This window comes from Alcanivorax jadensis T9, from assembly GCF_000756655.1.
Classification (GTDB): domain Bacteria; phylum Pseudomonadota; class Gammaproteobacteria; order Pseudomonadales; family Alcanivoracaceae; genus Alcanivorax; species Alcanivorax jadensis.
This window is the reverse complement of record NZ_ARXU01000001.1, coordinates 413,415-426,949: the sequence shown is the minus strand read 5'-3', so window position 1 is coordinate 426,949 and position 13,535 is coordinate 413,415. Positions and strand designations below refer to the sequence as shown.

General features: G+C 58.8%; 13 protein-coding genes. 4 read left to right on the top strand and 9 right to left on the bottom strand.

All coding sequences use genetic code 11. The features are described from left to right. Positions 1 to 12: 12 nt before the first annotated feature. From T9A_RS01975 to T9A_RS01950, 6 genes are all read right to left on the bottom strand, one after another. Positions 13 to 702 carry a MotA/TolQ/ExbB proton channel family protein gene (locus T9A_RS01975; RefSeq protein WP_052042430.1) on the bottom strand — a complete coding sequence of 230 codons (690 nt, stop codon included), beginning with the start codon at positions 700 to 702 and terminating at the stop codon, positions 13 to 15. Between the two features lie 140 nt (positions 703 to 842). Further along, entirely contained in the window at positions 843 to 1,130 is a 288-nt protein-coding gene (locus tag T9A_RS01970) for a hypothetical protein (RefSeq protein ID WP_035244606.1), read from the bottom strand. Then, entirely contained in the window at positions 1,130 to 1,882 is a 753-nt protein-coding gene (locus T9A_RS01965) for a tetratricopeptide repeat protein (RefSeq protein WP_052042429.1), read from the bottom strand. Before T9A_RS01965 ends, T9A_RS01970 begins: the two co-directional genes overlap by 1 nt. Then, positions 1,863 to 4,808: a tetratricopeptide repeat protein gene (locus T9A_RS01960; protein WP_035244605.1), complete on the bottom strand. Its 2,946-nt coding sequence runs from the start codon at positions 4,806 to 4,808 to the stop codon at positions 1,863 to 1,865. Before T9A_RS01960 ends, T9A_RS01965 begins: the two co-directional genes overlap by 20 nt. Further along, complete coding sequence (locus T9A_RS01955; protein ID WP_035244604.1) at positions 4,805 to 6,721, bottom strand: tetratricopeptide repeat protein; 1,917 nt, start codon at positions 6,719 to 6,721, stop codon at positions 4,805 to 4,807. Before T9A_RS01955 ends, T9A_RS01960 begins: the two co-directional genes overlap by 4 nt. After that, positions 6,718 to 7,236, bottom strand: coding sequence for a hypothetical protein (locus T9A_RS01950; RefSeq protein ID WP_035244603.1), 519 nt, complete (start codon positions 7,234 to 7,236; stop codon positions 6,718 to 6,720). The genes T9A_RS01955 and T9A_RS01950 overlap by 4 nt, the downstream gene beginning before the upstream one ends. Positions 7,237 to 7,402: 166 nt before the next feature. On the opposite strand from T9A_RS01950, the gene T9A_RS01945 reads away from it, so the two are divergent. Then, complete coding sequence (locus tag T9A_RS01945) at positions 7,403 to 8,263, top strand: fructosamine kinase family protein (protein WP_084573371.1); 861 nt, start codon at positions 7,403 to 7,405, stop codon at positions 8,261 to 8,263. 11 nt (positions 8,264 to 8,274) lie between these two features. Continuing rightward, entirely contained in the window at positions 8,275 to 9,390 is a 1,116-nt protein-coding gene (locus T9A_RS01940; RefSeq protein WP_035244602.1) for a 4-phosphoerythronate dehydrogenase, read from the top strand. Here T9A_RS01940 and T9A_RS16980 read toward each other — a convergent pair. After that, complete coding sequence (locus tag T9A_RS16980) at positions 9,362 to 9,562, bottom strand: PA1571 family protein (RefSeq protein ID WP_156964803.1); 201 nt, start codon at positions 9,560 to 9,562, stop codon at positions 9,362 to 9,364. The genes T9A_RS01940 and T9A_RS16980 overlap by 29 nt on opposite strands. A 73-nt stretch (positions 9,563 to 9,635) precedes the next feature. Between T9A_RS16980 and T9A_RS01935 the strand changes: the two genes are divergently transcribed. Beyond that, on the top strand, positions 9,636 to 10,775 hold the full coding sequence (locus tag T9A_RS01935; RefSeq protein WP_035244601.1) for an ATP-NAD kinase family protein: 1,140 nt from the start codon (positions 9,636 to 9,638) through the stop codon (positions 10,773 to 10,775). Positions 10,776 to 10,916: 141 nt separating this feature from the next. Here T9A_RS01935 and htpX read toward each other — a convergent pair whose 3' ends face one another. Beyond that, complete coding sequence (gene htpX / locus T9A_RS01930) at positions 10,917 to 11,813, bottom strand: protease HtpX (RefSeq protein ID WP_035244600.1); 897 nt, start codon at positions 11,811 to 11,813, stop codon at positions 10,917 to 10,919. A gap of 121 nt (positions 11,814 to 11,934) precedes the next feature. Here htpX and T9A_RS01925 point away from each other — a divergent pair, with 121 nt between their 5' ends. After that, the gene (locus tag T9A_RS01925; RefSeq protein ID WP_052042428.1) at positions 11,935 to 12,867 is read left to right on the top strand and encodes a class I SAM-dependent methyltransferase; all 933 of its coding nucleotides are present in this window, start codon (positions 11,935 to 11,937) and stop codon (positions 12,865 to 12,867) included. A 126-nt stretch (positions 12,868 to 12,993) separates the two neighbouring features. On the opposite strand, the gene T9A_RS01920 is transcribed toward T9A_RS01925, so the two are convergent. Continuing rightward, positions 12,994 to 13,509 (bottom strand): hypothetical protein, encoded by a 516-nt coding sequence (locus T9A_RS01920; protein ID WP_035244599.1) that lies wholly within the window; start codon positions 13,507 to 13,509, stop codon positions 12,994 to 12,996. Positions 13,510 to 13,535 lie beyond the last annotated feature (26 nt).

Below are 13,535 nucleotides of genomic sequence, written 5' to 3'. Positions count from 1 at the left end.
AGAAATTACGGCTTATTGGCCGTCGTTCTTGCGCTCTTGCTGGGCAGAAACCTGGCGGAAGACGTTAACGAATTTCACCGAGGCCATTTCCATGCTATCCACCAGTTTGCCGGCCATGGCGTTGATAAAGGCGAAGGCTAGCAGCATGGGAATGGCAGCAATCAGACCGAAGGCGGTGGTATTCATGGCAACGGAAATAGAGGCGGAAAGCAGATCGGCCTTCTGTGCCGGGTCAGCACTGGCGACTGCGGTAAAGGCGCTGATCAGGCCGAGGATGGTACCCAGCAGGCCGAGCAGGGTGGCAATGTTGGCAAAGGTGCCGATGTAAGGAGTCCGGGCCTCCAGACGCGGGATGATTTCCATCAGGCCTTCTTCCATGGCCAGTTCGATATCATCGTGGCGCTTGGCTGTCTTGGCGCGCTCCAGGCCGTAGCCGATGACTTTGGCCATGCCGGTGTTACTGCTGCTGACCACATCCAGCGCCTGGCGAAACTGGCCCTTGGCGATCAGGGGATAGACGTCTTTCCAGGTTTTCTGGTTCTTTGCCTTGGTGGCCTGAAGGTAAATGATACGTTCCAGGGACAGGGCAAGGCCCAGGGCCAGGACGACAAGAATGGGGTACATGAAGAAACCGCCATCCTGAATGAAGGTAATAGCGGTCTCGACAACGCCAGAATTCTGGGCGGCGGTGGTGGTTGGCATGGACTTCTCCTGCGGTATTCCTGTTAGTGTTATTGTTTCGCATGCAGCTAAGCCGTCTTGCTGGCTGCTACACCTTCCCCCAAGCGCCAATTTTTATCAGAAAAAAGGCTCGGGCGCATCTAGTGATATCGGTTGATGTGCTATTTCAGGAACAGATCATCGTTATCCGGCTCCTGATTAAGAAGCTGGTGATACTCGATTTCCCGCATCAACACCTCCTGATCCAGGGGTTCGAGTACCCTGTTGAGCAGGGAAGAGGTGGGGTCTTTTTTCTCCAGCTTCACCTCCCGGTCCTTCCAGGGCACCACGTTGAGTACCGTGGGGGCTTCCTGGGTGCCGATCACATTGGTGGACGCTTCCTGGCCATCGCCTTCGGCGTGGCTGACTGTGGCGCACACAAGAGCGGCGATCACGAGTAAAGGGCGCATCAGTTCAACTCTCCATTTTTGTTGCCGGCGTTCTGGTCCGCCACTGGCTGGCTGGGGGCGTCCGGGGCTCTGCGCTGCAGGTCCACAATCCAGTTGGCCACGTTCTCATCCGGCAATTTCTGCAGGTTCTGGTAGGCCTTGAAATGTTCCAGTGCCAGGTGCAGATCCTGTAGGTAGAGCTCGGCGAGAACGGCCAGATTGAAATGAGCGCGAGCATACTTCGGGTCCAGAACCAGCGCTCGCTCGTAATGGATACGGGCATCATCGAACTGACCCTGCTCACGCAATGCCAGGCCAAGGCCGTTGTGGGCATAGGGGTTGGCATCGTTGATGGCCAGGGATTGCTCGAAGGCCTGTTGTGCCTTGGCGTAGTCTTCCTGTTCCATGTAGATCAGACCCACATTGAGCTGAGGCCCGGAAAGTTGCGGGAAACGCTCACCCAGGGAGCGGAACATTACCAGGGCTTGCTTGTCTTTGTCTGCCATTCGAGCCTGCAGTGCACGGGCATATTCCGCCATGGCCTGCTCGGCGACCTTCTCCACCTTGGGATCATGGGGTACCGGCGGAATATGAATGGCGTCACTGTCGGCGGCAGCGCCACCGTCTTTCTGTTGCTCGTATTTGCTGGTGCCGCCCTCGGTGGAGCCCTCCAGCCCGATGCCGCCCTTGCTGGCACAGCCTGACAGCGCCAGGGCAGCGAGCAGTGCGGTGGCCGCGCCCAGGCGGCCGCGATCAGTAAATGATGTCCACATAGCTTTCTACCTGTTCAAACTTCGCATAACGGCCGGGGATCAATTCTGCCAGCGCGCCAAAGCTTTTCTTTACCCACTGGTCATAAATATCGTCGGTGACCAGATTGGTATTGGCGATAAGGATGTCGATGGCCTGGTCCTCGTAGGGGAAGGCCTTGTCTTCCAGCAGCATGGTGTACTCTTCGAGCTCAAGTTCATCCAGCCCGTTCGGGCGTTCGGAGGCAATCAGGTCGCGGGCCAGTACCCGGTACATTTCGCCGATCTTGTAGTTGGCGGCGGTGGCATATTCCGCGACGCCGATGTCAGCGACTGCCTGGTAATCCACCAGGGCTTTTTTCATGACTCCGGTCTTGGCGGCCAGGGAGGTTTTCAGCGGTTGCGTAAGGGCAATGCGTTTGAATTCCGCGAAGTGGGGTTCTGCCAGGGTAAAGCTGGCGTAGGCCGCCAGCCAGGCAACCCGGTCATTAGCTTCACCGCCGGCTTGGCGGTAGCTGGTTACCAGTTGTTGCAGCCAATGGTTTTCTCGCTCGCTGTTGCCGGTTTTCCGGTTCAGCTCTACCAGCCGGAATTGCGCTTCAGAGCGGAAATCGTAGGGTTGCGGCCACTCCTGAAGGTACTGCTGGTAGAGGGCAATGGAGGCCTGGGGCTGCTCTGCCCGGTCCTGCATTTCCGCTGCTTTCCACAACGCCTGGCGGGAGAGCTCGGGATCGTCGCCTTTGTAATTGGCAGCAATCAACTGTAGCTCGCCGGCAGCGGCGGTGTAGTTGCCCTGTTTCTCGTAGGCAATGGCCAGCTTGTCAGGGATGGTGTCAGTGAGCGGATCATCGGGGTAGCGCTGACGGAAGGCTTCCAGAACCGGGATGGCATCGGTGCTGCGGCCCTGGTTGATGAACAAGGTGGCGGCATCGAATTCCGCATTCTTGCGAACCGCCGCTTCCGGCACGGCCTGGCCAACACGCAGGAAGGTGGCAGCGGCGATATCCAGGTTACCCTGTTCCTGCTGCTGCTCGGCCTGACGGTAAATGCTGACCGCCAGTTTCTCCCGGTACTGCGCGCGTTGTTCAGCGGGCATCTGCATATCGAGCAGTTTGCCGTAAGCCATTTCGGCCACCTTGAAACGGCCAAGATCGAATTCGCCGTTGGCAATGGTGGCCCAGCCATAGCGCATCAGCTCGGCGGAAGGGGGGGGCTGTCGATTGACCAGAATGCCGGCGGTTTTCACGGCGCCTTCCACGTCACCCAGCGCCAGTTGGTCCTCGGCGGTGTCATGCAATACATTGGGCACTTCCGGGTGTTCCGGGAAGCGTTGTCCGTATTGCTGGGCGCTGGCGATTTTCTTTGTCCGCCAACGGCTTGCCTGTTCCTCGTCCGGGTTGCTGTCGAGAATCTGCTGGTAGGCTACCAGGGCATTGAAGGCGGCATCACCGCCTTTTTCATAGCCCTGGTACTGATATGCCGTACGTTCAAACTCACTGATAGCGGCCGGGTAATCCTCGGCGGCGTAGAGCACTTCCGCATAGCGGTGATTGACCTTGCCCTGGTCTTCGCTGGCTGGAGGGGTATCCAGGTATTCCTGGTACCAGCGCGCCGGGTTGCGGTAATCCGCCGGGTTGCCGGATTTCTGGGCCAGCACATGGTGGTATTCGGCCAGATCGAGAATATGACCCTTGAGCAGCGAGACATACTCTTCACGAATATCGGGATGGCGGCCCCAGTAATCGCTGTTTATCCCATAATGCTGAATAAATTTTTCCTTGGCCGGCAACACCAGGGTAGGGAAGCCACCTTTCTGGTAGGCGTCGATCTGCAGACTAGAGAATTCCGGCGCCAGGGTGGAATTCGGGTACACCTGGACAAACATGTCGAAGGCTTCTGCTGCATCGCGGAAGCGTTCCTGGCTCAGGTAGACCTGGCCCAGGGAGCGGTAGATTTCCGGTTCGTAGTCCCGCTTGCCGTTGCGAGCAAACCACGTTTTCACCGACTGCGGGCCATCCAGGTTACTGAACGCCAGGCTCACCACGCGCTGGGTATCGGCGAACAGTTTGTTCTCCATGCTGGTGTCGTCATTAAGCTCACTGGCGCCATTCAACGTGTCCAGCAAGGTAAAGAAGCTGGCTTGGGCCAGCTCGTAGTCGCCCAGTTTGTAATGACTCCAGCCATGCTTGTAGAGCGCCTGGCTGTAGAATTCATTATTGGCGCCGCGATTGATGACGTCAGCGTAGGCTTTTTCCGCATAGTCATAATCGCCGTCTGAGAACAGCATTTCACCCCGACGGAACTGGGATTCCAGGGCCCATTCGCTGTTCGGGTACTGCTCCACCAGGGTGTCAAGGCTGGCGCGGGCCTGTTCCAGGTTGCCATCCATGGCGTAGGCCTTGGACAACAGGTAATAGGCTTCCGCGCGTTGATCCGGATCGCTGGTGCTGTTGAGCAGTTCCTGATAAAGGGAGATGGCGGTGTTGTAATTCACGTCCTTATCGGCCATAGATGGCGCCATGGTGCCGGCCAGATCCAGCAGCGCCAGTTTTCGTTCGTTATCCGTTGTAGTGTTCACCTGCTCCATGGCATTGTCGTAGACGAGTTTGTCCACTTTTTGTTCGAGACGCTGGTTATCGGCGTCTTCAATACCCATTTCCTGTTCGGTGGCAGAAGACAAGGCCAGGTCCGCCATACGACGGAGCGTTTTGGCTCGACGTTCCGGGTCGTCGAACAGCTCAGCTGCCTGCCGGTAGCTGTTGAGTGCATCCTGGGTGCTGGCGCTTTCCAGTTGCTGCTCTTCAATGATGATGTCGGTGCCTTCCAGATCCGCCAGGGTGGTTCCCCCGAAGCGGGCCTGTTGCTCCAGTGTGCCGTTCTGCGGTGCAGACGCGCAGCCGCCAAGAGCAATGATTGCGGCTGCCAGCCCATGCAGGCGAAATCGGTTCACGATCCTGTCCTCTGTTTGCTGCCGTCAGATGCCGAAGTGTCCTGCAGGCGGGCGACGGCCAGATGTGCCTCGGCCAACTGGTCTGCCAGTTTCTGCTGGTTGGCCAGTAGAAGCGCAAGGGCATCGGCCTGCATGCTCTTTTCCAGAGCCTCAAGGGTGTCTTCGGTAAGACGCTTTATGTTGTCAATTCGTTGGGTCTGCCCGGCCAGTCTCTGGCCCAGGTCGTCCCGGGTGCGCAGGGTGGCATCCCGTATCTGCTGTTGTACGGCAGCAATTCGTTCGCCCAGAACACTGCTTTCTTCTCGTAATTGGGTAGCAGCTTGCTCCTGTTTTTGCCGTTGTTCTATCGACTGGTGAGCAATATCCCACAACAACAGGCCGCGTACCTTGCGTAAGCGAAGGGCATTGGCATGACTGGAGCCGGGTAAGGTGCCGAACTGGCGAGCCATGGCATCCACTTTCTTCCACATGATGGCCTGTTCGGGGGTGGCCACGTCTTGCGGTTTGCTCATGTCGACAAAATTGGGGATCGCTGAGGATACCCTGTCGCTAGCCAAGGCCAGTTGCTCCTGCCGGCCCATGTGACGAGTCATTTCAGCGCGGACATGCGGAAGGTTGCGGGTCAGGCTTTGCTGCTGGATTTGATAGGTTTCCTGAAGCGCGGGCAGTGACTGCTGCCATTGCTCCACCATGGTCTTGATCTGGTGAATCTGCCGGTAGTGCTCGAAACGTTGGGCAAAGGCGTTGCTGGAAAACAGTTTGTAGAGATAGGAGAGTTCATTGCCCTGGGCGAGATCGCCACTGTTGGCTGGCAGTAGGCCGGCCTGGTTGCGGTCTTCCGGTAACAAGGCTTCCGACCAACCAGGTTTGGTGATGTTGTCGATGGTCTGCTGGATGTCTTTCAATGCCTGACGGTATTCCGAAGCGGCATACTGATAGCCGGCTAGGGCCTGGGGCAGACCACCGAGCTCTTCGTAGGCACGGGGAGCTAGCATGAGCGCTTCCTGCACAGAGGGGTGGCTGCTGTTGCGGCGTACCGCTTCCAGCCACAGTGGCAGGGCGCGTTTTACCTCCCCGGCCCGGTAATTGGCCAGTCCAAGGGCGAGTAGGGCATCTTCGGAGAAGGGGCCGTCACTGCGAACCTGGCGCAGGTCTGCACGGGCACTTTGCAGTTTTCCTTCTCTCAACTCGGTCAAACCGGAGGCCAGAGCGGCCCGATCGCGCAGGGCGAGAGCCTGGTCAGAACTGCCGCCGGCTTCCAGTAAAGATTTCAGCAGGGCAACCCCCTGTTCGCGATGACCGCCGCGAATCAATGCCACACCCATGTTGTAAGTGGCGTAGCGGCCTTCATCCGTGCTCAGGGGAACAGAATGCAGATAATCCAGAGCACCAGCGAAGTCTTCCTCGGCCATGAAGATATTGGCCAGCATGAGACGTCGGCGGGCGTCGTCAGCCGAGTCCAGCCCATCTACATTGTCGCCGTCTAGAATCATGGCCGCTTCTGCCAGATTGCCTTCGCGATAATGCAGAGCCGCCTTGTGCAGCCAGGTCTGGGCCCGGGTGCGGCTAAGAATGTCCTTCTCCAGCAGGCGGTTGAAGATGACCTCTGCCTTGCCCGGCAGACCATAGGTCACATAGAGGTCGCCAAGTAAAAGCTCTGCGTAATCGGTATTTTCGTTGAATAGCGCCTGCTCCTGATTGACCAGCAGGGTATTGATGGCATTAAAGTTGGCATGACGGTAGTAGTCGAACATGACCTCGCCAAAAGCCAGGTAGCGGTGTTCCTCTTCGCCAAGAGGTATCGGACCTTCGTTGAAATCATCGAAGAATTCGACTTTTGCCGCCTGGGCGGGGGACAACAGGGTGGCGAGGCACGCCGCGACCAGCCATCGTTTTCGCCGCACCTGTGTCATTGCTGATTCCACTCACGGAATTCAAACTTGTGCTGCTGCTTGTTCAGGTCGTCCACCACCTGCATCTCCACCATTTTTTTGCCGGCCCCCTTGGTGAAGGTATAACTGGTGCTTTTCTGGTAATCCTTGCCTAGCGGATCATAGCCGGTGATGGTGGCTTCCATGACATGGCGGCCACTGGCCAGATTGCCGGTGTAGAGACGTTGGATGCCGCCCTTGGTGAGGGCCTCGAATTCCTGGTCAGTGTAAAAATGGTAACCCACGTGTTCACCATCAATGGTTAGATTCACATCGACCAGGCGAATCGGAGTGCCCACATCCACGGAGACAAAGATGCTGGTTTGCGGGCTGGCATAGAGGAGCTCCTGCTCGAGCAGGGTGAGATCCCGGTTCAGGTCCAGGGCTTCGCTTTTCAGCTGGCGGATCTGCTCGGACAGACCATCGTCATCGGCGCCGCTGGCGACCGTACATAGGCCGACAAGGAAGGCGCCGCACAGGGGCAAGAGTGCTTTCATGGGGTGGCGATCGCTTTGTGTTGTTGTTATTGGCCGGTAAACCGGCTGGCGTAGTGCCTAGTTGTAATCAGAAGAATGCCTTAAATCAAGGGGAACAGTCAGTCATTATTGGCCGTGAGAGCCGATTTTGGTGGCTTCTATAGTCAAGGAGTTTCACTTGATTGATATGAAATTACCAGTACTGCTGCAGCAGAGCCTTAATCAGGCTGGCCTAGAGGGTGATTGGACCCTGACTCCGGCGGCGGGCGGAGATACGGCTCTTAGCGGGGTTATTGATAACGGAGCGAGTCGTTATTTCGTTAAACAGCATCGCAATCAGCATTTGCTTGAAGCGGAATCTCTCGGGCTGCAAGCACTGTCGGAAAGATTGAGGGTGCCCAGGGTTATCCACTATTACGGTGCCAGCGCAGGCGGGGTATTGATCCTGGAGTATCTGTCCATCGAACCCCTGTCGGGGAATCGTGACTGGATGGCTGCCGGGGCAGCGCTGGCCCGTTTGCACCGGATCCAGGGGCGAGCCGGTTATGGAAGCCACCCGAACAACTTTATCGGTGCCAGCCTGCAAAGCAACGCGGGCCATAGTGACTGGCGCGCCTTTTTTGCCAGCGAAAGGTTGGCGCCTCAACTGCAGCGGGCCCGGCAGCAGGGCTTGCCGCCGGCGGCCGCGGAGCGCATCGGCCAGGTGATTGAACAGCTGGACCGCTGGCTGCCTGCCCGGCCACCTTGTGCCCTGGTCCACGGTGATCTGTGGCAAGGCAATCTGGGGCAGGTGAACGGGGAGCCGGTGTTCTACGATCCGGCCTGTTATCATGGCGACCCACAGGTGGATCTGGCCATGTTGAATCTGTTTGGCGCTGTGCCGGCGGCGTTCTATCAGGGTTATCAGTCGGAGTGTCCCGCTTCATTGCGATATCAGGCCTGGCCCGTGTACGACCTGTATCACTGGCTGAATCACTACAATCTTTTCGGTGGTCAGTATGCCCGGGCAGTGGATGACACCGCCCGCCGCTTGCTGAACACCCGCTGACAGGAAACGCGATGCAGATCATTGCCGATGCCAACATGCCGGGACTGGAAGCCTTTGACGCCATGGGCACCGTGACCCGGGTGGATGGTCGAAGCCTGACCCGACAGCAGCTGGGTGACGCCGAGGTGTTGCTGGTGCGGTCGGTGACCCGGGTGGATGCCAGGTTGCTGGCAGGATCCCGGGTACGTTTTGTGGGCTCGGCTACCATCGGTACGGATCACGTGGATCTCGGCTACCTGCAGGAGCTGGGCATCCGCTTTGCCCACGCGCCGGGCTGCAATGCCCGTGCCGTGGCGGAATATGTGCTGCAGGCAGTGCTGCGGCTCTGTCAGGCTGGCAATCGTTCCCCGCTGGGGGCAACGGCGGCGGTGGTGGGACTGGGCAATGTAGGGCACCGGGTGGCCTACTGGTTGTCCGATCTGGGCATGTCCGTGCGAGCCTGTGATCCGCCACTGGAGGAACAGGGCTATGAGGGCCCCTACGAACTGGAACCGCTGGATGCCATGCTTGATGCGGACCTGATCAGCTTGCATGTGCCACTGACAGACAGTGGGAATCATGCCACCCGCCATCTGCTGGATGCGGGCCGTCTGTCACGGCTGTCTTCGTCGCAGATGCTGATCAATACCTGCCGGGGGCCGGTGATCGACAATCAGGCTTTGCTGGCGGAGCTTGATGCGGGCCGGGGCCCGGCCACCATTCTGGATGTGTGGGAAACCGAGCCACTGGTGCCGCCCGCGTTATTCCGGCAGGTCCTGCTCGGCTCACCGCATATTGCCGGCTATAGCGCTGAGGGCAAGCTCAAGGGGACCCAGATGCTCTATCAAGCGTTCTGTGACTGGCTTGGAGTCACCGCACAACCGGCGCCGGTGTCGGCAAGCAATGAGATCATCACGCAGCCGGTGGCGAGCGAGGAGGATTTGCTCAAGGTGTTGCAGATAGCGTATCAGTTATCTGAGGATCACAGGCGGCTCGGTGACAGCCTTGCCTCAGCGGATCCTGGCAAGGCATTTGACCGGCTGCGCAAGGAATACCCGTTGCGCCACGAGCTCCATGACTGGCATTACCAGGGGGATATTGCTGCGCCCTGGCAGCCGATCATGCGCCGGCTTTTTGCGCCGGCGTGAACGGCTGGGCAGGGGGCTGACCGCTTTTTTCAAGGCGCTGAAATGCTTGCTGGATCATGGCTTCGGTGATGGGAACTTCCCGTCCCTGCTCATCAATGATGGCGCCACCGTGGAAATTCTTGCCGGGTTGCTGGCTGTCGAGGTTCATGGCTGCATCCCTTTGAGTCTGCATGATTGAGTCGTTTATTTAGGCGCTGCCCACCGTGGACAGCAATGCCATTTTTGTATCTGGATATGACCGCTTTATGAAAGTCGACGAAAGTCTCTGTCTCGGTGTTCTGGTAAATCCCTACGCGGGGCTCGGTGGCAGCGTGGCACTGAAGGGTAGCGATGGCGAGGAAACCCGTGCCGAAGCGCTGCGACGCGGTGCCGAGCCCCAGGCGCCGGCCCGCATGACACGCGCGCTGAAGGCGCTTGCCGACGCGCAAAACCTGACCGTACTGACCTGGGCCGGCGAGATGGGGGAAACAAGCTGCCGGGAGGCCGGACTGTCCTGTCAGGTCATCGGCCAATCCGCCATGCCCAGTGGTCCACAGGACACCCGCAGGGCGGCAGAGGCTCTGAAAGGCGCAGGTGCGGAGATGATCCTGTTCGCCGGCGGTGACGGCACTGCCCGGGATCTGGTCGATGCGCTGGGGCAGGGGACGCCGGTTTTGGGCGTTCCCGCCGGGTGCAAGATGCATTCCGCAGTCTATGCCATCAACCCGGAAGCCGCCGGCAGCCTGCTGGCAGAGCTGGCTGGCGGCGAGCTGGTCGGGCTGGAACTGGCGGAGGTACGGGATATCGATGAGGACGCTTTCCGCGAGGGTGTGGTCCGTGCTCGCCATTATGGTGAGCTCCAGGTCCCTGCCGAAGCCCGCTACCTGCAGCAGGTAAAGTGTGGCGGCCGGGAAGTGGAAGATCTGGTGGTCACCGAAGTGGCCGCCTGGATAGCGGACAGCCTGGAAGACGATACCTTTTACCTGATGGGCTCCGGTTCTACGGTGGCCGTGGTCATGGAACAACTGGGCCTGGAGAACACGCTGCTGGGTGTGGATCTCGTCTACAACCAGGAAGTGGTCGGCCGGGATCTGGGCGCGCGGGCGCTGCTGGAGCAGATCGGTGATGCGCCGGCCAGAGCGGTGATCACCGTGATCGGCGGACAAGGGCACCTGTTCGGTCGTGGCAACCAGCAATTCAGCCCGGCCCTGATTCGCCGCCTGGGCAAGGACAACATCCAGATCCTTGCTACCCGCACCAAACTGAAGACCCTGGAAGGGCGGCCGCTGCTGGTGGACACCGGTGATGCAGCGCTCGACCGGGAGTTGTGTGGTCTGTGGCCGGTGACGACCGGCTATGAGGATCAGGTGTTGTATCGGGTAAGCACTGAGGCAGTTAACAGTTGACAGCTACGCGTCCCCGAATGTTGGTTACTCAAAAGGAAGAGGCCGCGTCCAGTCTTTATACGCGGCCTCTTCCTTTTTGAACAAAGACAACCTCTCTCGCGTGGCTGTCAACTGTCCACTATCAACTGTCAATTTTAACTCTCACCCGTGCCGCTTCTCCTGCAATGCTGCAATACGATCATCCAGCGGCGGGTGGGAGGCGAAAAGGGCCTTGAAGCCTTTGGCCAGGCCGGAGTTGATACCGAAGGCCACCAGGGTATCCGGCATCTGGTTGGGCATCTGTGATTCTGCTTTCAGCCGTTGCAGGGCAGAGATCATGTCACGACGCTCTGCCAGCTGCGCGCCTGCCACATCGGCCCGGTATTCCCGGAAGCGGGAGAACCACATGACGATGGCGCTGGCGGCGATGCCGAAGATGATTTCCGCCACGATTACCACGATGTAGTAACCGAATCCCAGACCGCCCCCGCCGTCACGGCGCATGAAGCTGTCCACCACATAGCCGACAACGCGGGCGGCAAAGATCACGAAGGTATTTACCACCCCCTGGACCAGGCTCAGGGTGACCATGTCGCCGTTGGCCACATGGCCGATCTCGTGGGCCAGTACCGCGCGCACTTCTTCCGGGCGGAAACGGGTCAGCAGGCCCTGGGACACCGCTACCAGGGCGGCATTCTTGTTCCAGCCGGTGGCAAAGGCGTTGGATTGCTGGGCCGGGAAAATACCCACTTCAGGCATTTTGATCCCCGCCTTGCCAGACAGCTCTTTCACTGTCTGTAACAGCCATCGTTCGGCATCGTTGCCGGGCTGCTCGATGATCTTTACCCGCGCAGACCATTTGGCCATGGGCTTGGAAATCAACAGGGAAATCAGCGAGCCGGCAAAGCCAAACACCGCACTGAAGATCAGCAGGCTGGTCAGGTCCAGCCCCGAGCCACTGGCGGCAAAATAGGAATTCACCCCGAGCAGACTCAGGGTAATGCTGGCGACCACAATCACCGCCATGTTGGTCAGCAGATAAAGCGCAATGCGCATCATCGTCGGTTGTCTCCACGTGTCATCGGAAATGCCAAGTATGGGGGCGAAGGAGGGGAAGGCAAGGTATACTGCGTGGCAAAATTGCATCCTGCCACGTCTCTATCACTGCCTTTCCGATCCTATGCAACTCACCGAACTGTCAGACCTGCTTGCCCCTTATCTGGTTCCCTCCACGCCGACCCGGCACCGCCTTTTTCATGGCCGGGGGAAAACCGTGCCGGCTCTGGAATGGCTGACTATTGACTGTTTTGCACCGGTGCTGGTGGCCACGGTATTCCGGGCCCAGGACGATGCCATCCTGCAGGCGCTGGAAGCCAGCCTGACAGCCGCACTGGTCGCCCTGGGCTGTGACACCCTGGTCGTTCAGCATCGCTATGATGGCCAAGCGGAGAATGTGCTGGTGTGCGGCCAACTGCCCGAGTCGCCGTTGGCAGAGGAAGACGGGCTGGTCTACAAGCTGGATTTCCAGCGCGGACAGAATCTGGGTTTCTTTGCCGATATGGCTCAAGGTCGGCGCTGGATTCGTGAGCGTGCCGAGGGCAAGAAAGTCCTCAACCTGTTCAGTTTTACCTGCAGTTTTTCCGTTGCGGCCTTGGCCGGCGGTGCTGAATCGGTGGTGAATATTGATCTCTCCGACCCGGCACTCAGACTGGGACAGCAGAATCATGGACTCAACGGGTTCAAGGATGCCAAGGTGCATTATCTGCCGCACAACATTTTCCGAAGTTGGAAAAAACTGCACAGTCTGGGCCGTTACGACATCATCGTGATTGATCCTCCCAGCGCCCAGAAAGGCAGTTTCATGGTGGAAAAGGACTACCCGAAGCTGCTGAAGAAGCTGCACAAACTGCTGGCGCCGCAGGCGGAGATTCTTGCCTGTGTGAATGCGCCCTGGCTGGATTATGGCTGGCTGGAAGCTTGTGTGGAGGAGAATTTGCCGGGAGCAGAGCTGGCAGGGCGTTTACCGGGAGCGCCGGGGTTTGATGAAGCCGGGGAGCCTGCGCTGAAGACGGTGCACTACCACTACCGGCGGCCGGCGGAGCTCGATAGCTGATCTCCTGCATTTGCAATAGCCACCGTAGGGTGCACTGAGCCTAAGGCGAACTGCACCATCCCAACGCCAGATCGGTGCAGTTCGCCTTAGGCTCTGTGCAACCTACGTAGCGGCAACGTACGAGGTTTAGAAGCCGTCTTCGGTGACGACATGCGGGTTGTCATCATGCTTGAGCAGATCGGCAAATTCTTCGGCCTGTACCGGCTCCGGATTTCGTGACAGCAGATAACGCACTACCGCTGTGGTACGCACTGAATCCTGAGCACGGATGGCCTGCAGGAACTGCTCGGCGAGTGTCGCTTTCTCGTGCTTGACGGTGGCGGGTAGTGACGGATCGGTGTTGTCAAAGCGCAGCTCACTGATGGCGGTCAACAATACAAAAGCCTTGTTGGTCAGCACGGACTGCTCAATACCTTCCTGAAAGATGGTCGCCTGATAACGCAGCAACCCTTCCTCTGCCAGCCACAGCATGGCGCCCAGGCAGGCCATGTGACGGCTGCTGTGCAAGCCCACATCGTCCACTTCCGTAGGACCGATAATGTCTTCCACGTACAGCGCGCCGGGGCGCGGGAAGCTCATGTAAGCCTGCATGAGGATGCGGGCAACGTCGTGGCTGAAGTCGTCGATGTGCAGGTGTGACATGGGCGGCTCTTTGAAAGCAAATGCAG

Coding starts and splice junctions, on each gene's coding strand:
- T9A_RS01975 (WP_052042430.1), bottom strand. CDS start 702: ATGCCAACCACCACCGCCGCCCAGAATTCTGGCGTTGTCGAGACCGCT.
- T9A_RS01970 (WP_035244606.1), bottom strand. CDS start 1,130: ATGCGCCCTTTACTCGTGATCGCCGCTCTTGTGTGCGCCACAGTCAGC.
- T9A_RS01965 (WP_052042429.1), bottom strand. CDS start 1,882: ATGTGGACATCATTTACTGATCGCGGCCGCCTGGGCGCGGCCACCGCA.
- T9A_RS01955 (WP_035244604.1), bottom strand. CDS start 6,721: ATGACACAGGTGCGGCGAAAACGATGGCTGGTCGCGGCGTGCCTCGCC.
- T9A_RS01950 (WP_035244603.1), bottom strand. CDS start 7,236: ATGAAAGCACTCTTGCCCCTGTGCGGCGCCTTCCTTGTCGGCCTATGT.
- T9A_RS01945 (WP_084573371.1), top strand. CDS start 7,403: ATGAAATTACCAGTACTGCTGCAGCAGAGCCTTAATCAGGCTGGCCTA.
- T9A_RS01940 (WP_035244602.1), top strand. CDS start 8,275: ATGCAGATCATTGCCGATGCCAACATGCCGGGACTGGAAGCCTTTGAC.
- T9A_RS16980 (WP_156964803.1), bottom strand. CDS start 9,562: ATGCAGACTCAAAGGGATGCAGCCATGAACCTCGACAGCCAGCAACCC.
- T9A_RS01935 (WP_035244601.1), top strand. CDS start 9,636: ATGAAAGTCGACGAAAGTCTCTGTCTCGGTGTTCTGGTAAATCCCTAC.
- htpX (WP_035244600.1), bottom strand. CDS start 11,813: ATGATGCGCATTGCGCTTTATCTGCTGACCAACATGGCGGTGATTGTG.
- T9A_RS01925 (WP_052042428.1), top strand. CDS start 11,935: ATGCAACTCACCGAACTGTCAGACCTGCTTGCCCCTTATCTGGTTCCC.
- T9A_RS01920 (WP_035244599.1), bottom strand. CDS start 13,509: ATGTCACACCTGCACATCGACGACTTCAGCCACGACGTTGCCCGCATC.